The organism is Paenibacillus chungangensis (genome assembly GCF_042675905.1).
GTDB classification, from domain to species: Bacteria; Bacillota; Bacilli; order Paenibacillales; family Paenibacillaceae; genus Pristimantibacillus; species Pristimantibacillus chungangensis.
The window spans coordinates 522815-548739 of the sequence record NZ_JBHTJZ010000005.1; the positions used below are offsets into that span (position 1 = coordinate 522815).

Here is a 25925-nt window from a genome sequence, read left to right on the forward strand (position 1 = left end):
TGTCATATTTCAAGGCGAATGTTATAGTATAGAAATAAGATGCGGATATCGGCTTGGCCGTGCGGCCAGGCGCGCAACTTTACTAGGAGGTGTACAAGGTCATGAGTACAATTGCGGAATATGAGAAGACGGATATGGGGACGATTCAGATTGCTCCCGAAGTCATCGAAGTGATTGCCGGACTTGCTACTATTGAAGTGGAAGGCGTAGCCGGAATGAGCAGCGGCTTTGCCGGCGGTATCGCGGAGCTGCTGGGACGCAAGAACTTGTCCAAGGGCGTCAAGGTGGAGGTCGGGCAACGCGAGGCTGCGGTTGACGTATCCATCATCGTAGAGTACGGCAATCAAATTCCAGAGGTTGCTTCCCAGATCCAGAACAATGTGAAACGGTCAATTGAGATGATGACCGGGCTGAATGTTGTAGAAGTGAATGTACATATCCATGATGTCCACTTCAAGCAAGCAGAACGACCTGAAGAAGAGGAATCGATCAATCGGGTGAAATAAGATTATAGCTATACCTATGAACTACCCCCTCGTGATTGGGCATGCCGCTCGGCGCAAGGGGGTTTTCATTCGCTAAGGTGTTTAATACGTTTGATTGGAGGCTTAACGGGTGATAAAAGTCGTAGATAAGCTGCTATTGTTTTTGTATAGCATCTCAATCGGAGTTATCGCGCTGTTCATGGCCGGTATCGGATTCAGGTGGATCTCGGAAGATCTGCTTCAGGATCTGCTCGCCGACTTCAATAATAGCGATACCATCCGAATTGCAATAGGTGTCGTGGGAATCGTGCTGCTGCTCATCAGCTTCCGATTCTTCGTGATGTCCTTGCGTAGAGGGGGGGCCTCGGCTCAATCCATCGACCAGCGCACCGAATTCGGAGATATTCGTATATCGATGGAGACGATTGAGAACCTAGCCTTGAAGTCTGCCTCTCGGCAGCGCGGCGTGAAGGAATTGCGCGCAAGGGTGCGCGTGACGGATGCGGGAATCGAAATTATGCTGAGAGCGATCGTCGACGGCGAACACTCCATTCCCGTATTGACGGAAGAGATACAACGCGCCGTCAAGGAGCACGTCGAGGAAATTACGGGCATTCCTGTCGTGAATGTGGCTGTATTCGTGGCAAACGTCATCCAGTCCAATACATTCAAGAGCCGTGTGGAATAGGGAATAGAGGTGAACATGCCCATGTGGAGGGAATGGTGGTCCGTCTACTGGAAGCGAATCATAGGCGCAGCCGCAGGCTTGATGTTCGGAATCATTTATTTGATATCCGGCTTTTGGGATATGCTTTTCGTAGCGCTGTTGATCGGTGCTGGCTACTGGTTCGGTAAATTGAAAGAAATGTCGAATGGTCCGCTTGTACCATGGAAAAAGCTTTGGTATGAGCTTATGGAGCGATTTCGACCATTCAGATAATCCTGTGGTCTCCTCCGTACTCCGAATATCGGGCTGCCGCTATTTGGGGCAGGGAGGAGATCATAGGTTTTTTTGGACAGAAGACATATTAGATTTGGCAAGAATGCCATGGAGGTCACATGAAACGTAGAGTTGCAAGAGAAATAGCCGTATCCGGGCTTTATCAGATGGAAATGAATGAAGTAACGGCCGAGGAAGCAGTGGATATGCTTCTGGAGGAGATGGAGCAGGATGGGGAGAATGTTGCTGGCAAGCGAACCGATCAGACTGGCGAATTCGCCCGCAGTCTTATTTATGGCGTACAACAGAACAAACGGGCGATCGACGATTTGCTGCAGCAATTTTTGACAGGCTGGCATGTAGACCGATTGTCTAGGGTAGACCGTCAAGTGCTGAGGCTGGCTTGCTATGAGATGGTCTATCGCGACGATGTGCCGCCCAAGGCCGCCATTAATGAAGCAATCGAATTAGCCAAGCACTTCGGTACGGAGGAATCCGGCAAATTCGTCAACGGCGTGCTCGGCAAGCTGCTGAAAGAGCTGGAACAGCTGAAGGGAAACAAGTAAACGCCAAATTCATCTAGCAAAGGGGAAACGATCATTCATGAGCGCACTGAGAATAGAAGGCAAAAAAATCGCAGAGCAAATTCGAGCTGAGCTTACGGTAGAGGTTGCAAGCCTGAAGGAACAGAATATCGTTCCGGGACTGGCAGTGGTGCTGGTGGGAGAAGATCCCGCTTCCAAGGTGTATGTCGGTTCCAAGGAGAAGGCTTGTCAGAGCATGGGCATTTATTCTGAAGTGCACCGGTTGGCTGATAACACAAGCGAAGAAGAGCTGCTTGCGCTTATTGACAAGCTGAATGGACAAGCCTCTATTAACGGCTTACTTGTTCAGCTCCCGCTTCCGTCGCATATTAACGAGAAGGCGGTTATCAATGCCATTGCCCCGGAGAAGGATGTGGACGGCTTCCACCCCGTCAGCGTAGGCAATCTTGTAATCGGCGATGACAGTCTACTGCCCTGCACCCCCGCAGGAGTAATAGAACTTATTAAACGGAGCGGAACGGACATTGCAGGCAAGCATGCGGTTGTTATCGGGAGAAGTAACATCGTAGGCAAGCCTGTCGCGATGCTGCTGCTGCGCGAGAACGCCACAGTTACGATGTGCCATTCCCGCACGGCCAATATGGAAGAGCTGGCCAGAAGCGCCGACATATTGGTCGTCGCGATCGGCAAGGCCAAAGCGATCGACAGCCGCTACATCAAGCCGGGGGCAGTCGTTATCGATGTGGGCATCAACCGTCTGGCGAACGGGAAGCTTGCCGGCGATGTTGACTATGATGATTGTGCGGCAACAGCCGGTTATATGACGCCGGTTCCGGGCGGAGTAGGTCCCATGACGATTACGATGCTGATGAGCAATACAGTGAAAGCAGCCAAAAAAGCGAACGGCGTGAAGGAGTGACTCCCTCTATGAAGGAGACGCCGCGTATTTATTCTATTAAGGAAATCAATAAGTATATTCGGATGAAGCTAGATAACGATATCGTGCTAGGCGATGTATGGTTGCGCGGAGAGATATCCAACTTCACGCATCATTCCAGCGGGCACATGTACTTCACGCTCAAAGATCGCGACAGCCGTATCAAGTGTGTCATGTTCGCCTCCCATAACGCAAGGCTTCCCTTCTTGCCGAAGGAAGGCTCCGGAGTCATGGCTCGCGGTAACGTATCGGTGTTCGAGCGGGACGGCAATTATCAATTTTATGTACAAGCTATGCAGCCCGACGGAATCGGCAGCCTATATCTGGCGTACGAGCAGCTGAAGGGCAGATTGGAAGCGGAAGGTCTCTTCTCGGCCGCGCGAAAGCGCCCATTGCCGCGCTATCCCTCCGGTATTGGAATTATCACATCGCCTACGGGCGCAGCTGTACGAGATATCATTACGACGCTTCAACGCAGATACCCTGTTATCCCGATCTATATCTATCCCGTGCTCGTACAGGGGAAAGCCGCCGCTCCCGATATTGCAGCGGCGATCCAAGCCATGAACAGATTCGGACAATGCGATGTGCTGATCGTCGGAAGAGGGGGCGGATCGCTCGAGGAGCTATGGGCCTTCAATGAGGAGACTGTCGCCAGGGCGATTGCCGCTTCTTCCATTCCGGTTATCAGCGCAGTGGGCCATGAGACGGATTACACGATTGCCGACTTCGCAGCCGATGTGAGGGCGGCAACGCCTACGGCCGCGGCTGAACTGGCCGTGCCGCATCTAATGGAGCTGGAGCAGCAGCTGTCTCGCTTGCGGCAGCGGCTGACGTCGGCGCTCACGGGCAGAGTCGGCATGGAGAAGGAGCGATTGCTGCGTATTCGGCGATCGCCGTTCTTCCTACATCCTCGCCGCTATCTGCTGGAACAGGCCCAGCAGCTTGATCGCATGAAGGAGCTGCTGCAGCAGCGCGCTATACGGCTGGTGGATCGCGAGGAAGCCAGGCTTCAGCGGCTACAGGCTACCTTGGCTGCTCATCACCCGGGCGAGAGCGTTCGATACGCAGCGAAGCGTCTGGAAGCGGCTTCCCGCTCGCTGGAGAGCGCCATGAGCGCACTCGTGAAGGAGCGGAAGGGGAAAGTCGGCAGCGCCGTTCGCCAATTGGATGCGCTTAGTCCGCTTAAGGTGATGGCTAGAGGATACAGTCTGGCGTACGATGCCAAGGAAGAACGCCTGATCAGATCCATTCAAGATGCAAGCGTCGGCGATGAAGTGAATATAAGACTGTCCGACGGTTATATGCTTTGTCAAGTACAGTCGTTGAAGGGAGAGCGATAACAGTGGACAATAAAGAGATGAACGAGCTGAGCTTCGAAGAAGCAATGGAACGCCTAGAAGCAATTGTAACGAAGCTTGAAAATGGGGATGTCCCTCTGGAGACAGCCATCGAATTGTTCCAGGAGGGAATGGCTCTGTCGCAGCTATGCGGAGGCAAGCTGGAACTGGTGGAGAGCAAGATTGAAACGCTGATTCAGTCGGGAGAAGGCTTTCATAAAAAAACGTTTGCGATCACAAACGATGATAAAGGGGAATAAGTTTGGAAACGAGCATGTCGATTCACGATTATTTGAAAAGCTGCACTGCGCAGATCGAGGAAGCTCTCTCGCATGCTCTTGACGGCTGGGGACATATACCGCCACGCTTGCAAGAGGCGATGCTCTATTCGCTTCAAGCCGGCGGCAAACGGATTCGTCCCACTCTGGTTGTAACGGCGGCCGCCGCTGTAAGAGGGGATTGTGCCTCCGCTGCGCATGCAATGCCTGTCGCCTGCGCCGTTGAATTCATACATACGTATTCGCTTATTCATGACGACTTGCCGGCAATGGACAACGACGATTATCGCCGGGGCAAGCTAACGAATCACAAAGTATATGGCGAGGCGATGGCCATACTGGCTGGCGATGCGCTGTTGACCTATGCGTTCGGGCTCGTAGCGAGAACCGCTCGCGGCGGGATTGTCTCTTCAGATGTATTGCTTGCCATCGTTGAAGAATTGTCGCTCCTGTCCGGAGCAGCAGGGATGGTCGGTGGACAGGCCGCCGACATGCTCGGCGAGCAAGGCGTCACCTCCATCGAGGAGCTGGAATATATTCATCTACACAAGACCAGCGACCTGATCCAATTCGCCGTCAAGGCGGGTGGGCGCTTAGGGGGTGCGGACCAGCGGCAGCTTGACTGTCTTGCCTTGTATGCACGTAACCTGGGACTTGCATTCCAGATTCAGGATGACATCCTGGATGTGATCGGAGATGAAGGAAAGCTTGGGAAGAAGACGCAAGGCGATGTAGAGCAGAATAAAGTGACGTATCCCTATTTAATCGGCCTTGAGAAGAGTAAGGCTAAGGTGGCGTCGCTGACCCGGGAAGCAAAATCCGCCATAGCCAGCGCGAGGCTTGCCGAGCCGGATCGACTTCTGCAAATTGCCGATTATTTGTTGCGCCGCGATCATTAATGATTATGAAGGAGCAACTTTGGTGCCATTGTAACGTATATGCTATAATGGGAAAAATGTAGACGTTTAGAGGGGAGAGCTGCAATTTGAGACTCTCCGTGAAAGTGAGGTAAGCACTGTGCTGCTTGATGGAATAACGGGACCACAGGATTTGAAAACGTTGAAGCCTGCACAACTGGATGAACTTGCCGAGGAAATCAGGCAATTTCTTATTGAGAAGCTGTCTCTAACTGGCGGTCATCTGGCTCCTAATCTGGGTGTTGTAGAATTAACTCTGGTCATGCATTATTTATTCGATAGTCCTCGAGACAAATTCATATTCGACGTGGGTCATCAGTCTTATGTCCACAAAATATTGACCGGTCGCAAGGATAAATTCGACTCCCTTAGGCAATATAAAGGGTTGTGCGGGTTCGTTAAACGTTCCGAGAGCGAGCATGACGTGTGGGAAGCCGGTCACAGTAGCACTTCTCTGTCCGCAGCAATGGGTATGGCTCTGGCACGAGACCTGCGCGGAGAGAGCAATCGCGTCGTGGCCGTCATCGGCGACGGTGCTCTTACTGGAGGCATGGCGCTGGAAGCGCTGAATCACATCGGCCATGAGAAGAGCAACATGATTGTAGTCTTGAACGATAACGAGATGTCGATCGCTCCCAACGTGGGCGCACTTCATCATTATTTGGGTAAAATACGCTCCGATCGTCATTACCAAAAGGCGAAGGAAGAGCTGCACCATCTGCTGAACAGGATTCCTGCCATTGGCGGGAAGCTGGCCAAGACAGCGGAGCGCTTCAAAGACAGTCTGAAATATTTGCTTGTAAGCGGCATTCTGTTCGAACAATTCGGTCTTACTTATCTTGGACCAGTGGATGGACATGATACAAGTCAATTGCTGGACATTATGAAGCAAGCGGATGCCATTCCGGGTCCAGTGCTTGTACATGTGCTTACAGTGAAGGGAAAGGGTTATTCACCTGCTGAAGCTGACTCACACAAGTGGCATGGCGCTTCTCCTTACAAGATTGAATCGGGACAGATGGTGAAAGCCGTCGGACCGCCGATGTATACGAAAGTGTTCGGCGACATGCTGATTCAACTGGCGGAGCAAGATCAACGTATTGTAGCTGTCACGCCAGCCATGCCGAGCGGTTCAGGGTTGATCGAATTCGCCGAACGCTTTCCCGGCCGCATGATCGATGTCGGTATTGCGGAGCAGCATGCCGCTACGATGTCCGCAGCGCTGGCAATGGAAGGGATGAAGCCGGTATTTGCGGTATACTCCACCTTCCTGCAACGCGCATACGATCAAGTCGTGCATGATATATGCCGACAGAATCTGAACGTCGTATTCGCCATTGACCGTGCAGGCTTCGTAGGACCGGATGGAGAGACGCATCAGGGCGTGTATGATATCGCGTTCCTCAGACACGTTCCCAACCTTGTCATTATGATGCCGAAGGATGAGAACGAGCTTAGAAGCATGTTGAAGACGGCTCTGGCATATGATGAAGGGCCCATCGCCGTGCGCTATCCCCGGATTAACGGATTGGGCGTACAACTGGAGCAGGATCCGCCACTTATTCCGATTGGTACGTGGGAGACTGTCAGAGAAGGCGACTCCTCTTATGCGATCGCTGCACTTGGCCCCATGCTGGGTGTAGCTGAGGAAGCGGCGGACATGCTGAAGCGCGAAGGAATCAATGTGGAAGTGATTAACGCCCGATTCATCAAGCCGCTGGATGTAGTCAAGCTTCAAGCCCTTGCTCATCAAGGGAAGCGTCTAATTGTGATCGAAGAAGCTTGTGAGCTCGGAGGATTGGGCAGCGCCGTGCTGGAATTCTATGCTGCAAGCGAGCTGGATGATATGATCGTGCGAACGATAGGCATTCCGGACCTGTTCGTGGAGCACGGCACCATTAAGGAGCAGCGTCGTGAAGTAGGCCTTACCGCTGAACGGCTGGCGGATGAAATACGCCGGATGCAGCCCAAAGTAATCAAGCGGGTAACGGGACAATCATAAATTGCAATGGGATATCCGCATAGCCTAATGCGGGTGCGGGAGCAACGGGGAGTATTAAGGATGACAACAGTGGATAAGGAACGAATTGATGTGCTGCTCGTAGAGCGCGGTTACTTCGAAAGTCGGGAGAAAGCCAAGAAAGCGTTGATGGCGGGACTGGTGCTTGTCAATGACGAGACGGTAGACAAAAGCGGAATGAAGGTGCCCCGGGACGCTCATATTAAAGTCAAGGGCGCCCTTCATCCCTATGTGAGCAGAGGCGGTCTCAAGCTGGAGAAAGCGGTCAAGTCGTTCGGCATTCAGTTGACGGGTGTGACTATGCTTGATATCGGAGCCTCCACTGGCGGGTTCACCGATTGCGCTCTGCAACACGGCGCCGCTCATGTGTATGCGATCGACGTCGGCTACAATCAGCTGGACTGGTCGCTCAGACAAGACGACAGAGTTACCGTAATGGAGCGTACGAACTTCCGCTACATGAAGCCCGATATGCTACAAGGGCCGAATCCTACCTTTGCCAGCATCGATGTCTCTTTCATATCGCTCAAGCTGATCTTGCCGGCTCTGTCCGGTCTGCTGCAGAGGGAATCGGGAGTCGTCGCCCTCATTAAGCCACAATTCGAAGCGGGGCGCGAGAAGGTTGGAAAGTCAGGTGTCGTCAGGGAGCCTGCCGTTCATAAGGAAGTTATCAAAACCGTCACGCAAGCGGCTGCCCAACTGGGCTACTTGCTGCAGGACTTGACATTCTCCCCGATAACGGGCGGCGAAGGCAATATCGAGTTTCTGGCTTATTGGATATGGAAGGACGAGCCGAACGCCGACGTGCCGGATGAGGCGCGTATCCATAACCTCGTGTTGGAAGCGAGAGGAACCTTTACTACTAACAAGGAATAACGTAATGCGTGAGGGATGCCAACAGTTTTATACTGATTAGGCATCTTTTCTCTTTACAGGAGCACCTTCGATTTGCTACACTGTATGCAATGGAACAAACGTTCGCTTCATGGCGTTCATGAAGAATGGAGTGTCGGATTCATGGGGACGTATGGCGATTGGTTCATCATGCTGCTTGCGGGCAGCCTGCTATTGATATGGGCTTACAGGTCGTTTTACCGATGGCTTCATGAACCAGTCAGCGTGAATCGGATCAAGCTGGGGAAGGGCGGCAAGATCGAACCCGAAGATGCGAACGTGCAACTGCTGCAACGCTGGGGCTACGAGGTCGTCTCCGGCAAGCACGCCGTTACGGTTGATATTGCGATGGACGGGGCTCCTCTTGGACAGGGCTCCAGGCTCTATATTGATTACATAGCGGAGAAGGACGAAGAGATGTTCGTTGTGAAGACGGCAAGAGAGAGGCTGCCAATGGACTGGACGGCGAGCGGAGTAAGAGACAGATTTCTTGTCTACTCCCTGCTGTTGCCGGACTGCAGCGGCGTTCTGTATGTTGATGCCAAGGACGGCATCTTGAGGAAGATATCGTTCTGGCTGCCGAAGTAATGAATGGATCAATGGAGGAGAGCCCATGAAGGCGATAAGACAATTCAAAATTAGAGAAATAATAGCCAGTCAAGAGATTGAGACGCAAGAAGAGCTTGTAGAAGCGCTTAGAGCTTCCGGTATGCAGGTGACTCAAGCTACCGTATCGCGAGACATGAAGGAATTAATGCTCATCAAGGTGCCGGCAGCTGAAGGGCGCTACAAGTATTCCATTCCGATGGACGGCCATCGCCTGAATCCTGTCCATAAGCTTAAGCGTGCGCTTCTTGATCATTTCGCCCATATCGATTACAGCGACAATCTCGTCGTAATGAAGTGTTTGCCGGGCACGGCCAATGCAATTGGCGCACTAATCGACAATATGGAATGGCAGGAAGTGATGGGCACGATTTGCGGCGACGACACAATATTGATTATTTGCCGCAGTAAGAAGCTAAGCGGAGAAGTCGTGGAGCGGTTATTGGAAATGCTGAATTGATAATACACACTGCTTACTATATATAGGAGGTATAATCATGCTGCGTGAGTTGTCCATACGCAATCTTGCTGTTTTGGAGGAAGTGAATGTATCGTTTCATAACGGATTTCATGTGCTAACTGGCGAGACGGGAGCAGGGAAATCCATTCTAATTGATGCTTTAAGCTTGATTGTCGGGGGACGCGGCTCTGCAGACATGATTAGGCACGGTAGGGACAAGGCGGAGATGGAAGCAATGTTCGATATGAACCCGGAACATCCGGTGTGGAGCGTGCTTGAACGGCTGGGCCTCAGCCATAGCCGAGAAGAGATGCTTATCATCCGCAGAGAGCTTACGCGGCAAGGCAAGAGCAGCAGCCGAGTGAACGGGCAACTGGTGACGATGACGATGCTCCGTGAGATCGGGGAATGTCTGGTGAACATTCATGGTCAGCATGAGCATCAGTCTCTGCTACGAACTGAGCGCCATCTGGAATGGCTGGACGCCTACGGCGGAGATTTGCTTCTGGAACGGAAGGGACAATACGGGGCAATCTATAAGGAGCTGCAGGAGGTGCGACGTTCCCTGCAGCAATTGAGCGAACATACGAGGCAGAATGAGCAGATGCTGGATCTTTATCGTTTTCAGGTGGATGAGATTCAGGCAGCTGCCCTGAAGCCGGGAGAGGATGAGGCGCTGGCGGAAGAGCGTAAGCTACTTCTCTTCGCAGACAAACGAATGCATGCCCTGTCGGAATCGTACAGTCTACTGAATGAAGGGGGCGGTCTGGATGCCGTAAGAACGGCCGTTGCGAGACTTGTCGACACCATTCAGTATGACGAGGAAGGGCTGGGACCCATTCTGGAGCAGCTTCAGTCGGCATTCTATCAAGCAGAGGATGCCGCTTATCAGCTTCGTGAATACAGGGAAGGCATCGACGTGAATCCGGAACGACTGGCTTATGTGGATGATCGCTTGGATATGATTAACGGAATGAAGCGCAAATATGGCGAGAGCATCCCTGACATATTGTCGTATTTAGAGAAAATCACGTCGGAACGCGACAAAATTGAAAACAAGGATGAATGGCTCGATCAGCTTCGCTTTCGAGAGGACAAGCTGTATAGGCAAGCTTCGAGACTGGCAGAGGAGCTGTCTGCACTTCGTAGACATGCATCCAAACAATTGTCGGAGGCTGTGGTTAGGGAGCTTAGAGGGCTGGAGATGCCGTCCGCAGAATTCCAGGTGGAATTATCCAGCGGATGGAATAAGTCGGGAGATCAGATACCGTTACATAGTACGGGTACGGATGAAGCGGTGTTCATGTTGACGACTAATCCGGGGGAGCCATTGAAGCCGCTGAACAAGATCGCATCAGGCGGGGAGATGTCGCGTATTATGCTGGCCTTGAAGAGCATATTCGCCGAGATTGATCATATCCCGGTACTTATATTTGATGAGGTGGATACAGGAGTCAGCGGAAGAGCAGCACAAGCAATCGCCGAGAAGTTATCACGTTTGGCGGGCAGATGTCAAGTATTCTCAATTACTCATTTACCTCAGGTTGCTTGCATGTCCGATCACCATTACGAAATCAAGAAAACCGTCATCGACAACAGAACATCCACATCTGTGATGGAATTGCAAGCGGAGGGAAGAATCAATGAGCTGGCGCGGATGCTTGGCGGCGTGGAAGTGACGGAAAAGACGAAGCACCATGCACAAGAAATGCTTGATCTGGCACATGGACTGAAGGGGGCGTAATGGAAGGCATTTTGGGAATGTTTTTTCGGTCATAAAAGCTGGGGGGCGGGGTAACTTAAAGGTACGCCAATGGCGATTAATCCTTTTTCGTCATGCGATGGAATGACAGGGAGCGTGAAATCATTGAATTCCAACGAACGGAAACGATGGTTTGGCCTTATCCTCGTTTGTTTCGTTGGCATGATCGGGCTATCCACCCCTTTTCAACACTTTGCCGCCTTCCCGAATGAGCTCCGCTTATTTTCCGGACAAATGAAACGGCTGCAATACGGTGTTCCCGTTCATGCCGAGGTTACGGTCGACCCCAACATGCTTCAAATTAATGGATCAGCAGATGGTTCTCAAACTGTTAATTTGAACGAACCGCTATCATTGCATCCTTATCAAAGCGGTCAAACGAACATGAAAGTGAAATTATTCGGTAAGATTCCATTCAAGACGGTGAAAGTCAATGTAATGCCAGATTTACGGGTTATTCCTGGAGGACAAACGATTGGTGTAAAGGTGAAATCGGCAGGTATTCTTGTCGTTGGTCATCATCAGGTTAGAAACGTCGACGGCACGAAGGAATCACCTGGCGAAGCGGCAGGATTGAAGCTTGGTGATCTGATTACATCCATTAATGAAGTGCCGATTAAAGAAGTTCGGAAGGTCGGAGAGATATGTGAGCAGTATGGTCGTGATGGCAAACCACTATCGGTCACATACAAACGAAGCGGCAAGATGTACAAGACACAGCTTAATCCCATGTATGATTCCGAAGACCGGGCGTGGCGGCTTGGCTTATACATCCGGGACTCGGCAGCCGGTGTAGGTACATTGACGTTCTTCGCTCCTGAACAAGGAGTATACGGCGCACTGGGACACATGATTACGGATATGGATACAGGTACGCCTATTGAGGTGGGAGACGGTCAGATTCTGCAATCCCATGTAACTTCAATTAATAAAAGTCAAAATGGCGATCCAGGTGAAAAGAGAGCCCAGTTCGTAAAAGAAGGTAAAATATTGGGCAACATTGTTCGTAATACACCATTCGGCATTTTCGGAAAAATGAAGGAGCTCCCAGATCATAGCTTTAACGCCAAAGCACTGCCGATCGCTTTGGCAGAAGATGTGAAGGAAGGATCGGCACATATTTTAACCGTTGTTAATGGCCAGAGGGTTGAGCAATTCGACATTGATATTGTGCATGTCTCCAAACAGACGGGGCCGGCTACGAAAGGTATGGTTATCAAAATTACCGATAAACGGCTAATAAACAAAACAGGCGGTATTGTTCAAGGGATGTCGGGAAGTCCAATCATTCAGGATGGAAAGCTTGTAGGAGCTGTTACGCATGTATTTGTGAATGATCCAACATCAGGATATGGTTGCTTTATTGAATGGATGCTACAGGACGCAGGGGTCCTTCATCCACCCAAGTCCCCTGAAGAAAACGCTGCTTAAGCTTTTGGAACGTTTCTGCATTGTGCGGACAACGTTCCTTCTGTTTATGGGCGGATAGATCATTCGACACCCTCTTGTCGAAGCATTGCGAAAAAGAAAGATATATGAAACAAAATATATATTATATCGAACTCCAGAAAAAAAATAAAGAAAAAAATAATTCGACAGAAGGAATTCAAACACTGATGTCGAAAACGTAATTCAGACAGCAAAAGAACGAGGACAAAAAACATAGATTAAGGGAGGAGCACGTTGCACATGATCGAAGTACTGTTAGCTGACGACAACAGAGAATTTACTAACTTGTTATCGGAATATATTGCCGATCAAAGCGATATGAATGTAAGCGGTGTAGCATACAATGGAGAAGAGGTTATTCGCCATTTGGAACAGACGCGTACTATTCCGGATGTGCTTATCCTTGATATTATTATGCCTCATCTTGATGGTCTTGGTGTATTGGAGCGTCTCAAAGATATGGATTTGTCTCCAATGCCCAAGATTATTATGCTCACAGCATTCGGTCAGGAAAATATTACGCAGAAGGCTGTTCAACTTGGAGCATCTTACTACATTCTGAAGCCATTCGATATGGATATTTTGGCCAGCCGAATTCGCCAGCTGGTCGGCAATTCGCAATCGTATTCCACTTCCGCCAATTACAGCGGCAGCTCATCTGTTATGAAGTCCAATGTCGTGCCGATGGCGAAGGGCAAAAATCTGGATGCCAACATTACGAGCATCATTCACGAAATCGGAGTCCCCGCTCATATTAAGGGGTATCAATATTTGCGTGAAGCGATTACGATGGTATACAACAATATCGAAATTCTAGGTGCGATAACGAAGACCCTCTACCCTGCTATTGCCGAGAAGTTCAAAACGACGCCTAGCCGCGTCGAGCGCGCCATCCGCCACGCGATCGAGGTCGCTTGGACGCGCGGCAACATTGACAGCATCAGCCACCTGTTCGGCTACACCATCAACATCAGCAAGTCAAAGCCAACTAATAGCGAATTCATCGCGATGGTGGCTGACAAGCTGCGGATTGAGCATAAGGTGAGCTGAAACAAGTAGTAACCTATCGAAAAAAGCTCTGTACGGATCCCTAGTGGGAGTCGTGCAGAGCTTTTTTGTCATTTAAAGCGAATCTTCATAATAACTCAATCTCTATCTAACAATCTCATAACAGAACTCCTGTAACGTTAGGAAGTGATGTCGGACAACTGACATGAAGATAAAAACATGAGTGGAGGCTCGACATGCGCAAGTCATTTGTTTGGTTTGATTTGGGATACACCCTTGTGTATCAGGAAAGAGAATCCGCTTATCAGACCGCATTGAAGCAGTTCGGATTGGACAAGGAGTTGAACGAAATTGAACGGGCGTACCATTATGCGGACAAGCTGTTCATGCGCGAATATCCCGGCGTTCTCGGGGGAGACGCAGCATCATTTGTCCCATGGTATCTGGGTGTCGTCAATTATCGGCTGAACATTCAACTCGACCTGTACCGGCTGGCATCAGCCATACGGGAACAGATGAAGAACAACAAAACACATTGGCAAGCTTTCCCTTGCACCCACAGTACACTTGAGCGGCTGAAGGAACAATCGGTTGGGATTGGCCTCATTTCCAACTGGGACAACAGCGCCAGGCAAGTACTGGAGGAGAATGGCTTGACCGATTATTTCGATAGGATCGTTATTTCCAGTGAGACGGGTTACGAGAAGCCGGACCCACGTATCTTCCATCATGCGATGCAGCTTGCCGGGGTGAGCGCGAGCGAGTGTCTGTATGTCGGAGACAATTATTACGATGATGTCGTAGGTGCGCGAACGGTTACGATGGATTGCCTGCTCATTAACCGATTCGGCCGCTTCGGCATCGAAGAAGTGAGCGATGCGGAGATTATCTTCTCGGTAGCCGAGGTTCCCGCACAGGTAGAGACGAAGAAGGACAGTCAGTCATCAGGAATGTTGGTGTAGCTTCATACTACTTACGAAAATGAGGGATCGTGAACATGCAAAAACCTGCATTGAAACATGGACTGCTTCTTATTAGTGTGATCGTACTCGTATTGATGAGCGCATGCGGATCGAGTGGCAATGGCGGCAGTGAAAGCGGCGGAAATAGCGGAGCTGGAAATACAGCGTCACAGAAGCCGGAGGATCATTCAACCGATGGCAAAGAAGACAAAGGCAGTGACGAGAAAAAGCCGTCCTACGGCGGCGAAGTCGTCATGGTCGTGCCGCAGGACCCCGATTATCTGGACCCTCATATGTCAGCCGCTTCCGGTACGCTGGAGATGATGTTCAATGTATTTGAAGGCTTGCTGAAATCCAATGAGAAAGGTGAGCTTCAACCGGCAGTCGCCTCTTCTTACGACATATCCGAAGACGGCCTGACTTACACGTTCAAGCTGCGTGAAGGTGTGAAATTCCATAATGGCAATGACGTCACGGCCGAGGATGTGCAATATTCCATTGAGCGCCTCATGGGCAAGGATACAGGGCAACCGCTGAAGACGGCATTCGCTAATGTGGAATCTGTCACGACAATCAATGCGCAGACGGTGGAGCTGAAGCTGAAGCAAAACGATGTCTCCTTCCTCAGCTTTATGACGAACGCCATCCTGCCTGCCGGATACGATAAGCATAACGAAGCACCAATCGGCACCGGGCCGTTCAAGTTCGTGGAATATTCCCCGAATCAGCGCGTCGTTATCGCCAAGAACGAGGATTATTACGTGGAAGGGGTACCGTACCTGGATAAGGTGGAATTCCGCATTATGCCGGATGGCGAATCCTCACTGCTGGCGCTGAAAGCTGGCGAAGTGGATATCTATCCGCGTATCGGCGATGAGCGGATTGCCGAGCTGGGCGATGGATTCCGGTATGTGGATGGCATGCAAAACATGGTTCAGCTGATGACAATGAACATCACCCGCAAGCCATTCGATGACGTGAAGGTACGTCAAGCGATTAACTACGCGGTAGACGTCGACAGCATCATTGAATTGATCGCGAACGGCAAGGGTACGAAGCTCGGCTCCAACATGAGTCCTGTCATGGATAAATATTTTCAGGAAGGTCTGGAGAACACGTACAACGTGAATATCGAGAAGGCGAAGGAGTTGCTGAAGGAAGCGGGTTACGAGGATGGCATTACGACGACGATCTCCGTACCTTCCAACTACAAATTTCACGTGGATACTGCCCAAGTGATCGCCGATCAGCTTAGCCAGGTGGGCATAAAAGCGGAAATCGAAATGGTGGAATGGGCGGTATGGCTGGAGCGCATATACAAGGGGCGCGATTACAATATGACCATTATCGGCTTGACGGGCAAGCTTGATCCGCATGAAGTGCTCGTCCGTTACGTCTCCGATTACAAGGCCAATTTCTATAATTATGTGAATCCTGCTTACGACAAGCTGATTAATGACGCCAAAGTAGAATTGGACGACAGCAAGCGTGTCGAGCTTTACAAAGAAGCCCAAAAAATATTGACACAGGATGCGGTAGCCGTCTATATTATGGACCCTAACTTTACGATTGCAATGGACAAAGCGCTTGACGGCTATAAGCTGTATCCGCTGTATGTACAGGATATGTCGTCCATTCATTATTTGAAGTAAAGACAGGAGATTGCCAATGCATTACTTATGGAGACGCTCAGTGTCCCTTATCGTTACCTTACTGCTTGTGATGATGCTGACGTTCATCGTCTTCCGCATCATTCCAGGGAATCCGGCGTTGACGATTCTCGGCATGAATGCGGACGAACATCAGATTGCCGCGCTTGAAGCGAAGCTGGGCACGGATAAGCCGCTACTGGAGCAATTCACCAAATGGATGAAAGGAGCGGCGACAGGAAATCTGGGCGAATCGTTGAAATTCGCCCGACCTGTCAGCGAGCTGATATGGAATAGACTGCCGGTTACTTTATCGATCGCTGTGCTTTCCATGCTGATGACGGCAGTGATTGCCGTACCGCTCGGGATAGCGGCCGCGAGGGCAAGGGGTAAGCTGCTGGATTTGATCATCTCGTCACTCACGCAGCTAGGCATGGCCGTTCCATCTTTCTGGATGGGCATTCTGCTCGTCTTGTTGTTCGGACTTATGCTGAAGCTATTCCCTACCAGCGGGTATATACCGTGGTCGGAAGATCCCCTTGGTGCGCTGCGTTCCTTGTTTTTGCCCGCACTAGCCGTATCGATTCCGCAAATCGCGGTCGTGGTTCGATATTTGCGAACGACATTGATTGAGCAGTTGGAACTGGATTATGTACGTACGGGTTACAGCAAAGGATTGAGGAAGTCGATCGTTATTTACAAGCATGTGCTGAAAAACGCGCTTATCCCTGTCATTACCGTGATGGGGTTGCTATTTGCTGATGTGCTTGGCGGCAGTCTGATCGTGGAACAGATTTATGCGTTGCCCGGTATGGGTCGATTGCTGATCTCGTCCATTGGCGCGCGCGACTTCCCACTTGTGCAAGGGCTTGTATTGTTCACAGCGCTTATTGTCATTGTAATCAACTTCACCGTGGATATATTGTATCGACTGCTTGACCCAAGAATTTCATTAAAGTAGGTGTCCCTGTTGATTCGAGCTGATCGCGTAACTTTGCCATTAGGCATAGCAATTGTCATCATCATGCTCATGATGGCAATTGTCAGCCTGTTTTATACACCTTATGATCCCAACGCGATGAATGCGAAGGACAAGTTCCTGTCGCCAAGCTGGAGTCATCTCCTTGGAACGGACAACTTCGGAAGAGATATATTAAGCCGAATTCTGCAAGGCTCCCGAACGGCGTTCTATGTCGGATTTCTTGCCGTAGGCATCGGTCTGTCCGGAGGAATTGTCATAGGCGCTGCAGCAGGCTACATGGGCGGCTGGGCAGATGAAGCGCTGATGCGAATTATGGATGCGATGATGGCCCTTCCCGGTATCCTGCTCGCGCTCATGCTGATCGCCGTCTTCCAGCCTAACCTGACCAATACGATCATCGCGATTGGGGTGATGGCGATACCCGGCATGTCCCGTATCGTGCGAAGCGGCTTCGTGCAATGCCGGGAGCTGCCGTACGTCAAGGCGGCCCGTTCCATTGGCGCAAGCCATCTGTCGATTATGTTCAGACATATCTTCCCCAATATCATGTCGCCGGTTATTGTAGCGGCTTCGCTCAGCTTCTCCGGTGCGATATTGGCGGAAGCGGGTCTGAGCTATCTCGGTCTTGGCATTCAACCGCCCGACCCCAGCTGGGGCCGCATGCTGAATGAAGCGCAAAGTCATATGTCCAGAGCGCCGTGGTACACGTTAGCACCAGGAATTATGATTACGATGACGGTACTCGGCTTCAATCTGCTTGCCGATGGCATGCGCGACAAGCGGGACCCGAGAGGATAAGGGCACGAGGGAGGAATAGAGATGTATACAAGTGATGCATCGTTATTGGAGATCAATCAATTGCATGTAGATATCGGTGACAGAAAAGGAAGAAAGACTCGCCGGGTGCTGGAGAATGTCAGCTTGTCCGTCCGGCATGGCGAGAAGCTCGGCATCGTTGGGGAGTCCGGCTGCGGGAAGAGCATGACGGCCTTGTCCATTATGGGACTGCTTCCCCGGGGCACGGCTATTAGCGGCGGTACCATCTCTTTCCGCGGCAAGGAATTGACGTCGATGAAGGAGGAGGGATGGGAATCCGTTCGCGGTCGCGAGATGGCCATGATCTTCCAGGACCCGTTATCTTCGCTAAATCCTGTGTTGACCATTGGAGAGCAACTGACCGAAGGCATTCGGCTTCATCTGGGGCTATCACGCCGCGAGGCGAGAGCGCATGCCTCAGCTATGCTGCAGAAGGTTGGCATGGCGAGAGCGAGGCAGCTGCTTGACGAATATCCGCATCGCTTGTCGGGCGGCATGAGGCAGCGCGTCATGATCGCCATGGCGCTTGCCTGCTCGCCAAAGCTGCTCATCGCCGATGAACCGACGACTGCGCTGGATGTGACGGTACAGGCACAAATATTGGAGTTAATGAAGCGGCTGAATGAGACGGAAGGCACAGCAATGATCCTGATCTCGCATGATCTGGGTGTCATTGCGGAGATGTGCGATCGCGTCGCTGTTATGTATGCGGGTGAGATCGTGGAAATCGGAACAGTGGAACAGCTATTCGCTTCTCCGAGGCATCCCTATACGGTCGCGCTGATGAACGCTCGGCCGCGGCCCGACCGCAAAGGAAGCCCGTTAGCCACGATTCCCGGCAAGGTGCCCGCACCCGGCGAACGCGATAGCGGATGCTCATTCCGCGAACGCTGCGCATCCGCCGCATCGGCATGCGGCAGCGGGGAATCGCTGCTCCTGCCGGCAGGCAAGGGACATGAAGTGCGCTGCCTTCTGGTGGAACGCAGAAGGGAGGAGCTGCAGGTTGCCTACGCGTGATGCCCTGATTGAAGTGAGAGGACTGACGAAACGTTACCCCTCCGGGAGCGGGAAGTGGGGCGCAAGCCAATACGTCCATGCCGTGAACGATGTATCCTTCCGCATCTATCCAGGGGAGACGCTCGGGCTTGTGGGAGAGAGCGGCTGCGGCAAGTCTACGACAGGCGACATGCTGGCCAATCTGATTGCTCCTTCAGCTGGGGAGATTGTCTACGACGGAAGAAGTATTCACAATCATGCCAGCAAGTCGGCGAAGCAGCTGCGCAAGGAGATTGGGGTTGTCTTCCAGGATCCTTATTCCTCCTTGAATCCGCGTCATCGGATCGGCAGCATTCTGCAGGAGCCGCTCCGTATTCATCGAGAAGGCTCTGCTGAGGAGCGGTTGCGAGCGGCCCGGGATATGCTGGAACTCGTTGGTCTGGATGAGAGCTATGCCGCCCGTTATCCCAACGAACTGAGCGGCGGACAGAGGCAGAGGATCGGGATAGCTCGCGCCTTGATGCTGAAGCCTCGCTTCATCGTTGCAGACGAGCCGGTATCCGCACTGGACGTATCGGTGCAGGCGCAGATTGTCAATCTGCTGCAGGATATGCAGAAGCGCTTCTCGCTGACGACGTTGTTCGTGTCGCATGATATGAATGTCGTACAGCTCATTAGTGATCGTATTGCCGTCATGTATCTGGGACGGGTCGTCGAGATTGCGCCAGCCGCAGAGCTATTCCGCCAGCCGCAGCATCCCTATACGCAGGCTCTGCTGTCGGCGATCCCCGCCGACATGCCGTCTCAGAAGCGGGAACGCATCGTGCTGGAAGGCGAGGTGCCAAGCCCGATTCATCCGCCTTCCGGCTGTACGTTCCATACGCGCTGCCGCCATGCGACGTCTGCGTGCAAGGAGCAGGCACCAGTGCTCCGCGAGGCTGGCGAAGGTCGGCTAGTAAGTTGTATCCTGACCTAATGACCGTTAACACGAGACGTGTCTCGAGCATGAAGCGTAGAAGAGCTAATTGAACAGCATAGCCATACCAAGGGAGAGTGATTGAGGTTGAACATTGGCGTTCTATCCGATCTGCATGTTGACTTGAATAACGGCCAGTGCTCGCCTTCAGTCGAAGATGCGCTGTGCAGCGTGATCAGGAAGCGGAAGCTGGAGCTGATGATTATTGCAGGCGATGTGTCCAATCATTATACCAGCACGCTGGATACATTGACGCGGCTGGAGCGGGACAGCGGCATCCCGTGCCTGTTCGTTCCAGGCAATCATGATCTGTGGCAGAAGGATGGGGAAGGTGCAGAGTCCGGTTCGGATGACGGCATAGGCGTAGACCCTTATCAGGAATTGTTAGCCTATCCCCATAATCTGGGCAACGGTCCATACTTGATCGGCTCGGACTGGGCGGTCGTCGGCGATGCCGGCTGGTATGACTACTCGTTCGGCGATTCATCCTTCTCCGAAGAGCAATTCCGGGAGCGGACGAAAGACGAGAGAGTATGGAAAGATAAACTGTATGTTCGCTGGGGACACAGCGATCGCGAGGTCAGCGACTTCTTCTATGACAGGTTGAAAGCGCAGCTAGAGTCGGTCAAGAACCGTCAAGTGATTGTCGTGACGCATACGCTGACTCATCGGGAATTCACAGTGCCGCTGCCGAATGAGGAATGGCGCTATTTCAACGCCTTTCTGGGCAGTGAGAAGTACGGCGAGTTGATTGAGGCGTATGACGATTCCGTGCGCTATGCCGTCTCGGGACATGTGCATTACCGCAAGCGTATAATGATCGGCAGGACAGAATATATGAATACATGTCTGGGTTATGTAAGGGAATGGAGATGCGGCGCTGACGCTGTGGCGGAAGTGGAAGCGGCGCTTCAGACGATTATGCTATAAAGAAAGATGGAGAGCAGCCCGATACGGGCTGTTCTTTTTTGGCGGCAGTTGGCTAATCCTTACATCATTGTCACATGTCTAGGTGTCGAATTGTGGTATACTTTTGTGAGCGCAATCCTTAGGAGAGGTTGAACATAGAGAATGAACGCCTATCTGTTTCCGATTAAACAAGCTATCATTACATTTCCATTCCTTGCTCTAGCGTTGACTGTGCCGTTCCTTATCGTGCAATACCGCAAATACGGCTACGTGAACAAGCTAAGGTCGACGATTCTTTACTCGCTGCTGCTTTATGCGATTACAGCTTATTACCTGGTCATTCTGCCCTTGCCTAAGCTGCTGGATAATTGCGAGGCCTATGGATCCTTCTGGTCGTATATGCAGTGGCAACCCTTCACATTCGTAAGCGATATTGGCAGGGAGACCAGTTTTGCATGGAATAGCTTCTCCTCTTACACCCAATTGCTGAAGGAGCGTTCGTTCCTCCAGGTGCTGTTTAATATGGTGCTGACCATTCCGCTTGGCATCTATTTACGTTATTACTTCCGCTGTAGCTTTAGAGCAACGTTGTTCTTATCGCTGGGCGTTTCTCTGTTCTTCGAATTGACGCAAGTGACAGGACTATACGGTATATACACATGCCCGTACCGCTTGTTCGATGTCGATGATCTTATGCTGAATACGACAGGCGGCATCATCGGCTTTCTTATCGCGCCGATTGTCTATACCTTCCTGCCTCGTTCGGAGAAGCTGGACGAGAAGGTTAATCTATCAGAGCTCAGAGTCGGTTTTATTAGAAGGAGCATTGCGTTCGCAATCGATCTGTTCGTCATGACGATCGTCACGGCAATTATGAGCCTGCTGCTATCGGGAGCGACATTGCTTACGTACCAGTTGACAAGCGGCACCTTGGACGCATCCGCCTCTCGGCTTCTGTCCGCCGGTCTGGCAATGCTCTTGTACTTCGTGCTAATTCCCGCAGTGTGCGGCGGGAGAACGCTGGGCAAGTGGATCACACGTATTCATATTGTGGAAGATGTCAGACAGAGCGATGCGAGGCATGTGACGTGGAGAGGTCTTCTGAAGCGTTATGGCTTGCTATATTTCGTTTATGGCCTACTGGATGTGATGAACATGATAGCCCAATTCGGCGAAATTACGATGCAGGCGTCGATCGGGATCTTGTTCCTGCAGTTTCTGCTGATATTGGGAATATTCGTGCATGTAATTATCAGTATGGTGAAAGGGGACAAGCTTCTCTTCTATGAACGTCTTAGCGGTACACGCAACGTCGTTACGGAGGGAGAGAGAGAGGCACGAACAGAAGCGGAACATAAGATGGAGGCTTCAGTCATTGGCCGACAGGAAGAGGAGTCGGATCAGCCATCCGTGATCACCTCAGCCCTGCTGGCCCAGAGGAAGGATGTGGAAGTTGTTCATTCGTCCGTTGGGGAAGCATCCCAATCGCCGCGTTCCAAGCTCACGGAGCAATCTGAACAGCAGAGCGAGCCTGCGGTTGAAGCGGTGCCGTATGAGCATGAAGAGCAGCAGCCATCGCATGAGACGGGAAGGAAGACATACACGTTGGGAGAGATGGTTCCGGAACTGGACGAGCTTCCGCGGTCGAATATTACCAGCGAAGAGGTGGAGCGGGAAGTGGAACGTCTTCGCGCGAAAGTAGCTTTACTTGAGAAACGGGAAAAGGAAGGGAAGGACTAACCTTTCAATGAAAAAAAGAAGCGTCATCGACGCTAGGCCTGAGGCTTAGGCGGACGAGGGCGCTTCTTTTTGAATCTTGGTGCAACGTAGTTACGCTTGCGGTCTCGGAAAAAAATCCACCCGCCGATAAAGCCGGCGCCAGCGACAAACATGACAAGGCCAAGAAGAAATGTCAACCAGTCGAATTGCGGCTGCACGGCGTCATTGCCGAAGTCGGAGAAGTAAATAAACAGTGCATCTTTCATTTTCAAAAAACCGAAGCAGGCAAGCACGCCAGGGATGACCAGGAAAAGAACAGCGATGAATCGTGCGATCAATAATTTCATAATATGAGCTCCTTGTTGCTATGGTCGTACTTTTACTATCATAACCTTTCGTGAAGGAAGTGTCATCATTTTGTATGACGGAAGTGAAATCGATAGGAAAAACAGGTGCTTGACCTATTGCAGCTTTGGCCATGCTGAGCGTGTTTAACAGTTGAAATTCAAAAAATCTATTTACATGTTTATTGAAGGTTTGTTAAACTGTAATTAATTTAATCATTAAGATATAAAAGCTGGAGCCAGGAGGGAGCCGGATCTGTCTACGAAGAAATGATGCGGAACGGCGCATCCTGATGAAACACCAAGCATGTAGATATGATTATGGGAGGGCAATGATGGACTTAATTGTTATTCGACATGGTCAATCGGTTGGAAACACGTTCCCGGATGACGTAGACGTACCCGACAGTCCGTTAACTAAACTAGGGATGGAGCAAGCACAATTCGCTAAGGAATGTCTCAAGAACAGTGGGATTGATTGTATTATTTCAAGCCCTCTTATTCGTGCGATTACGACAGCTCAGCCATTAGCGAATGAATTAAACTTACCGATTAATGTATGGTTAAATACCCATGAGGTACGGAGTCATCCCTCACATCGAGGTCATACAAAGGAATATCTTCTGAATAATTATCCGGAAATTTGCTTTCATGAAAAAGTTGATGAAGAGGGCTGGTTTTATTTAGGGGAAGAAACTGGCGAACATGCGATGATTCGGACAAAACAGGTGGTGGAGCAATTATTGGCGAAATACAGTGGCAAACGAGTAGCTTTATTTGCGCATGGTGGTTTTAATAGCTTCCTCTTGCTCTCTACTTTGGGGATGGACTATCGCAAGCCGAGTCGTTTTAGACAAAATAATACGACATTTTGTTGGCTCAGTTTTAGAGAAGATGAAACGATGGTCAATTATTTTGGGGAAATGCAGAAAATTAACTGGTCAAGCTGACAAATTTCAACATCGTCCGCAATATGCTGAAGTCCTTCTCTTCCTTGCAATTGTGCATGCAAGAACAGCTTTATGTACGCCTGTGTCGTTAACTTTACATAACCATCCCCAGCAGAGAGTGTATACCAAATATTATCCCCCGTCGACATCCTTTTATCAGCAATCACCACAATCTTGCCACAATCGTATTCTCGCTTAATCCGCAAAAGGTTGGGACGATAGGTCATGCAATCATTCGTGTTGCTCGGAAACAACTGTTTTTGATCCGATCACTGATCCGGCCTATCCTAATGTTTCCTTAGGAAGTGTCATCATTTTACTAGCCGGAAGTGAAATCAATAGAAAAAACAGGTACAATGATAGAGAGGTCTCCTGGGAGGCGGGCATTACATAGCAAGCCCATGCGGACATGTATGAACAAGGTGCGAACAGGCATATATTGTATGGAAAGATAACGGAGGCGACGATAATGGCAATTCATGTAGATATAGCGATACTTGGCGGTGGACCTGGCGGATATACGGCAGCGATACGTGCGGCGCAAGCGGGCAAGACGGTGGCAATCGTAGAGAAGGACAAGCTGGGCGGCACTTGTCTGCATAAGGGATGCATTCCCAGCAAGTCGCTGCTGCGCAGCGCGGAGGTATACAGAACACTGATGCAGGCAGCAGACTACGGGATTGCGGTGCAGAACGGAGCGGTCAGTCTGGCGTTCGACAAAGTGCAATCTCGCAAGGGGCAAGCAGTCGATAGTCTTCACCGTGGACTACAAGGCTTGATGAAGCGGCACGGTATTGTGCTGATCAATGGCGCTGGAAGGGTCATCGGACCTTCCATCTTCTCGCCGAAGAGCGGCTCGCTCGCCGTGGAGCTGGCTAGCGGCGAGATGGAATCTGTCGTATGCGACAACTTGATCATTGCCACGGGCTCCACTCCTCGCTCACTCCCAGGGCTGGAGGCAGACGGCCGTTACGCGCTTAACAGCGATCACGCGCTCGCTATGGAGCAACTGCCGCAATCCATCCTTATCGTTGGTGGCGGTGTGATCGGTGTGGAGTGGGCTTCCATGCTTCAGGACTTCGGCGTTGCCGTTACACTCGTGGAAGCAGGCGCAAGGCTGCTTCCCGGTGAGGATGCTGAGATTTCAACTGAGATTGCCAAGGCGCTTCGCCGTCGCGGTGTTCGCGTCCTGACGAGCGTTCAACTGAAGACGGAGACTTATACAGCTGGTGAAGAGGGTATATCGATTGCGGCAAGCACCCCGGACGGAGATGTCGTATTGGGGGGAGAGAAGCTGCTGTTGTCCGTCGGGCGCCAACCGAACGGGGAAGGAATCGGATTAGAGAATACGGACGTTCGCATCGACAAAGGAGCCATTGTCGTCAATGCGTTCGGCCAGTCGAATGAGCCGCATATTTATGCCATCGGCGACGTGACGGGGGGCATGCAACTAGCGCATGCGGCTGCTCATGCTGGCATTGTGGCCGTCGATCATCTGTGCGGCGAGCAACCCGTGCTTGTTCCCGATCACCTTATCCCTCGCTGCATATACAGCAGTCCCGAGATCGCTTCCTACGGGTTGACCGAGGAAGCAGCCAGGAGGGCGGGACACGATGTGCGCATCGGCAAGATTCCATTCCAGGCGATCGGGAAAGCTATTGTGCTGGGGGAGTCCGAAGGGTTCGTGAAGGTCATTGCCGACCTTACAAGCGGAGATATTCTGGGCGCTCATATCATCGGTGCGCATGCGACAGATCTGATCTCAGAGGCGGTGCTCTCCAGTTGGTTGAATGCCACGCCATGGGAAGTCGGCTCCATGATTCATCCACATCCGACGCTATCAGAGGCAATCGGTGAGGCGATGCTTGCGGTTGAGGGGAAATCCATTAGCTATTAAACAGACATTTTCTTTTTTGCGGGATAGGGGTTATAATGAAGGATGACGTGGTACTAGTACCAGGTTACAATTACAGACAATATT

At 51.2% G+C, this 25925-nt stretch carries 26 protein-coding genes; 25 read left to right on the forward strand and 1 reads right to left on the reverse strand.

Annotated features, from left to right (window positions below; all coding sequences use genetic code 11):
• Nucleotides 1-101: 101 nt before the first annotated feature.
• From ACFQ2I_RS04850 to ACFQ2I_RS04960, 23 genes are all read left to right on the forward strand, one after another.
• Nucleotides 102-506 (forward strand): Asp23/Gls24 family envelope stress response protein, encoded by a 405-nt coding sequence (locus ACFQ2I_RS04850; protein WP_377562522.1) that lies wholly within the window; start codon nt 102-104, stop codon nt 504-506.
• A gap of 109 nt (nt 507-615) precedes the next feature.
• Nucleotides 616-1173: an alkaline shock response membrane anchor protein AmaP gene (amaP, locus tag ACFQ2I_RS04855; protein ID WP_377562523.1), complete on the forward strand. Its 558-nt coding sequence runs from the start codon at nt 616-618 to the stop codon at nt 1171-1173.
• Nucleotides 1174-1194: 21 nt separating this feature from the next.
• On the forward strand, nt 1195-1425 hold the full coding sequence (locus tag ACFQ2I_RS04860; RefSeq protein ID WP_377562524.1) for a DUF2273 domain-containing protein: 231 nt from the start codon (nt 1195-1197) through the stop codon (nt 1423-1425).
• Between the two features lie 119 nt (nt 1426-1544).
• Entirely contained in the window at nt 1545-1991 is a 447-nt protein-coding gene (gene nusB, locus ACFQ2I_RS04865; RefSeq protein ID WP_377562525.1) for a transcription antitermination factor NusB, read from the forward strand.
• 37 nt (nt 1992-2028) lie between these two features.
• Nucleotides 2029-2889, forward strand: a complete 861-nt coding sequence (folD, locus tag ACFQ2I_RS04870; protein WP_377562526.1) for a bifunctional methylenetetrahydrofolate dehydrogenase/methenyltetrahydrofolate cyclohydrolase FolD — start codon at nt 2029-2031, stop codon at nt 2887-2889.
• Nucleotides 2890-2897: 8 nt separating this feature from the next.
• Entirely contained in the window at nt 2898-4250 is a 1353-nt protein-coding gene (gene xseA / locus ACFQ2I_RS04875; protein ID WP_377562527.1) for an exodeoxyribonuclease VII large subunit, read from the forward strand.
• Between the two features lie 17 nt (nt 4251-4267).
• Nucleotides 4268-4507 carry an exodeoxyribonuclease VII small subunit gene (xseB, locus tag ACFQ2I_RS04880; RefSeq protein WP_377562976.1) on the forward strand — a complete coding sequence of 80 codons (240 nt, stop codon included), beginning with the start codon at nt 4268-4270 and terminating at the stop codon, nt 4505-4507.
• A 14-nt stretch (nt 4508-4521) separates the two neighbouring features.
• Entirely contained in the window at nt 4522-5424 is a 903-nt protein-coding gene (locus tag ACFQ2I_RS04885; protein ID WP_377562977.1) for a polyprenyl synthetase family protein, read from the forward strand.
• A gap of 118 nt (nt 5425-5542) precedes the next feature.
• The gene (gene dxs / locus ACFQ2I_RS04890; protein ID WP_377562528.1) at nt 5543-7444 is read left to right on the forward strand and encodes a 1-deoxy-D-xylulose-5-phosphate synthase; all 1902 of its coding nucleotides are present in this window, start codon (nt 5543-5545) and stop codon (nt 7442-7444) included.
• A gap of 60 nt (nt 7445-7504) precedes the next feature.
• Entirely contained in the window at nt 7505-8338 is an 834-nt protein-coding gene (locus ACFQ2I_RS04895; RefSeq protein WP_377562529.1) for a TlyA family RNA methyltransferase, read from the forward strand.
• A 72-nt stretch (nt 8339-8410) separates the two neighbouring features.
• Nucleotides 8411-8944 carry a hypothetical protein gene (locus ACFQ2I_RS04900; RefSeq protein ID WP_377562530.1) on the forward strand — a complete coding sequence of 178 codons (534 nt, stop codon included), beginning with the start codon at nt 8411-8413 and terminating at the stop codon, nt 8942-8944.
• Nucleotides 8945-8969: 25 nt separating this feature from the next.
• Complete coding sequence (gene ahrC / locus ACFQ2I_RS04905; protein ID WP_377562531.1) at nt 8970-9422, forward strand: transcriptional regulator AhrC/ArgR; 453 nt, start codon at nt 8970-8972, stop codon at nt 9420-9422.
• Between the two features lie 37 nt (nt 9423-9459).
• On the forward strand, nt 9460-11166 hold the full coding sequence (gene recN, locus ACFQ2I_RS04910; protein WP_377562532.1) for a DNA repair protein RecN: 1707 nt from the start codon (nt 9460-9462) through the stop codon (nt 11164-11166).
• 123 nt (nt 11167-11289) lie between these two features.
• Entirely contained in the window at nt 11290-12615 is a 1326-nt protein-coding gene (gene spoIVB / locus ACFQ2I_RS04915) for a SpoIVB peptidase (RefSeq protein WP_377562533.1), read from the forward strand.
• Between the two features lie 252 nt (nt 12616-12867).
• On the forward strand, nt 12868-13683 hold the full coding sequence (gene spo0A, locus ACFQ2I_RS04920; protein WP_377562534.1) for a sporulation transcription factor Spo0A: 816 nt from the start codon (nt 12868-12870) through the stop codon (nt 13681-13683).
• Nucleotides 13684-13877: 194 nt separating this feature from the next.
• Nucleotides 13878-14603: an HAD family hydrolase gene (locus ACFQ2I_RS04925; RefSeq protein WP_377562535.1), complete on the forward strand. Its 726-nt coding sequence runs from the start codon at nt 13878-13880 to the stop codon at nt 14601-14603.
• A gap of 35 nt (nt 14604-14638) precedes the next feature.
• Nucleotides 14639-16255, forward strand: a complete 1617-nt coding sequence (locus tag ACFQ2I_RS04930) for an ABC transporter substrate-binding protein (RefSeq protein WP_377562536.1) — start codon at nt 14639-14641, stop codon at nt 16253-16255.
• A 16-nt stretch (nt 16256-16271) separates the two neighbouring features.
• Nucleotides 16272-17213, forward strand: coding sequence for an ABC transporter permease (locus tag ACFQ2I_RS04935; RefSeq protein ID WP_377562537.1), 942 nt, complete (start codon nt 16272-16274; stop codon nt 17211-17213).
• 63 nt (nt 17214-17276) lie between these two features.
• Entirely contained in the window at nt 17277-18032 is a 756-nt protein-coding gene (locus ACFQ2I_RS04940) for an ABC transporter permease (RefSeq protein ID WP_377562978.1), read from the forward strand.
• A 21-nt stretch (nt 18033-18053) separates the two neighbouring features.
• A complete protein-coding gene (locus tag ACFQ2I_RS04945) occupies nt 18054-19067 on the forward strand; it encodes an ABC transporter ATP-binding protein (RefSeq protein WP_377562538.1) in 1014 nt (337 codons plus the stop codon).
• Nucleotides 19054-20022 carry an ABC transporter ATP-binding protein gene (locus tag ACFQ2I_RS04950; protein ID WP_377562539.1) on the forward strand — a complete coding sequence of 323 codons (969 nt, stop codon included), beginning with the start codon at nt 19054-19056 and terminating at the stop codon, nt 20020-20022. The genes ACFQ2I_RS04945 and ACFQ2I_RS04950 overlap by 14 nt, the downstream gene beginning before the upstream one ends.
• Before the next feature lie 87 nt (nt 20023-20109).
• Entirely contained in the window at nt 20110-20952 is an 843-nt protein-coding gene (locus tag ACFQ2I_RS04955; RefSeq protein ID WP_377562540.1) for a metallophosphoesterase, read from the forward strand.
• A gap of 141 nt (nt 20953-21093) precedes the next feature.
• Nucleotides 21094-22671 (forward strand): VanZ family protein, encoded by a 1578-nt coding sequence (locus ACFQ2I_RS04960; RefSeq protein WP_377562541.1) that lies wholly within the window; start codon nt 21094-21096, stop codon nt 22669-22671.
• Nucleotides 22672-22703: 32 nt separating this feature from the next.
• Here the strand turns inward: ACFQ2I_RS04960 and ACFQ2I_RS04965 are convergent, their stop codons facing one another.
• The gene (locus tag ACFQ2I_RS04965) at nt 22704-22997 is read right to left on the reverse strand and encodes a DUF2627 domain-containing protein (protein WP_377562542.1); all 294 of its coding nucleotides are present in this window, start codon (nt 22995-22997) and stop codon (nt 22704-22706) included.
• 332 nt (nt 22998-23329) lie between these two features.
• On the opposite strand from ACFQ2I_RS04965, the gene ACFQ2I_RS04970 reads away from it, so the two are divergent.
• On the forward strand, nt 23330-23944 hold the full coding sequence (locus ACFQ2I_RS04970; protein ID WP_377562543.1) for a histidine phosphatase family protein: 615 nt from the start codon (nt 23330-23332) through the stop codon (nt 23942-23944).
• Between the two features lie 469 nt (nt 23945-24413).
• The gene (gene lpdA, locus ACFQ2I_RS04975; protein WP_377562544.1) at nt 24414-25841 is read left to right on the forward strand and encodes a dihydrolipoyl dehydrogenase; all 1428 of its coding nucleotides are present in this window, start codon (nt 24414-24416) and stop codon (nt 25839-25841) included.
• The last annotated feature ends 84 nt before the right edge of the window (nt 25842-25925 follow it).

What these genes read in the sequence shown, in the direction of transcription:
- ACFQ2I_RS04850 (WP_377562522.1), top strand. Translation starts at nt 102, where the DNA reads ATGAGTACAATTGCGGAATATGAGAAGACGGATATGGGGACGATTCAG.
- ACFQ2I_RS04860 (WP_377562524.1), top strand. Translation starts at nt 1,195, where the DNA reads ATGTGGAGGGAATGGTGGTCCGTCTACTGGAAGCGAATCATAGGCGCA.
- nusB (WP_377562525.1), top strand. Translation starts at nt 1,545, where the DNA reads ATGAAACGTAGAGTTGCAAGAGAAATAGCCGTATCCGGGCTTTATCAG.
- folD (WP_377562526.1), top strand. Translation starts at nt 2,029, where the DNA reads ATGAGCGCACTGAGAATAGAAGGCAAAAAAATCGCAGAGCAAATTCGA.
- xseA (WP_377562527.1), top strand. Translation starts at nt 2,898, where the DNA reads ATGAAGGAGACGCCGCGTATTTATTCTATTAAGGAAATCAATAAGTAT.
- xseB (WP_377562976.1), top strand. Translation starts at nt 4,268, where the DNA reads ATGAACGAGCTGAGCTTCGAAGAAGCAATGGAACGCCTAGAAGCAATT.
- ACFQ2I_RS04885 (WP_377562977.1), top strand. Translation starts at nt 4,522, where the DNA reads ATGTCGATTCACGATTATTTGAAAAGCTGCACTGCGCAGATCGAGGAA.
- ACFQ2I_RS04895 (WP_377562529.1), top strand. Translation starts at nt 7,505, where the DNA reads ATGACAACAGTGGATAAGGAACGAATTGATGTGCTGCTCGTAGAGCGC.
- ahrC (WP_377562531.1), top strand. Translation starts at nt 8,970, where the DNA reads ATGAAGGCGATAAGACAATTCAAAATTAGAGAAATAATAGCCAGTCAA.
- recN (WP_377562532.1), top strand. Translation starts at nt 9,460, where the DNA reads ATGCTGCGTGAGTTGTCCATACGCAATCTTGCTGTTTTGGAGGAAGTG.
- ACFQ2I_RS04925 (WP_377562535.1), top strand. Translation starts at nt 13,878, where the DNA reads ATGCGCAAGTCATTTGTTTGGTTTGATTTGGGATACACCCTTGTGTAT.
- ACFQ2I_RS04930 (WP_377562536.1), top strand. Translation starts at nt 14,639, where the DNA reads ATGCAAAAACCTGCATTGAAACATGGACTGCTTCTTATTAGTGTGATC.
- ACFQ2I_RS04935 (WP_377562537.1), top strand. Translation starts at nt 16,272, where the DNA reads ATGCATTACTTATGGAGACGCTCAGTGTCCCTTATCGTTACCTTACTG.
- ACFQ2I_RS04940 (WP_377562978.1), top strand. Translation starts at nt 17,277, where the DNA reads ATGCTCATGATGGCAATTGTCAGCCTGTTTTATACACCTTATGATCCC.
- ACFQ2I_RS04945 (WP_377562538.1), top strand. Translation starts at nt 18,054, where the DNA reads ATGTATACAAGTGATGCATCGTTATTGGAGATCAATCAATTGCATGTA.
- ACFQ2I_RS04960 (WP_377562541.1), top strand. Translation starts at nt 21,094, where the DNA reads ATGAACGCCTATCTGTTTCCGATTAAACAAGCTATCATTACATTTCCA.
- ACFQ2I_RS04965 (WP_377562542.1), bottom strand. Translation starts at nt 22,997, where the DNA reads ATGAAATTATTGATCGCACGATTCATCGCTGTTCTTTTCCTGGTCATC.
- ACFQ2I_RS04970 (WP_377562543.1), top strand. Translation starts at nt 23,330, where the DNA reads ATGGACTTAATTGTTATTCGACATGGTCAATCGGTTGGAAACACGTTC.
- lpdA (WP_377562544.1), top strand. Translation starts at nt 24,414, where the DNA reads ATGGCAATTCATGTAGATATAGCGATACTTGGCGGTGGACCTGGCGGA.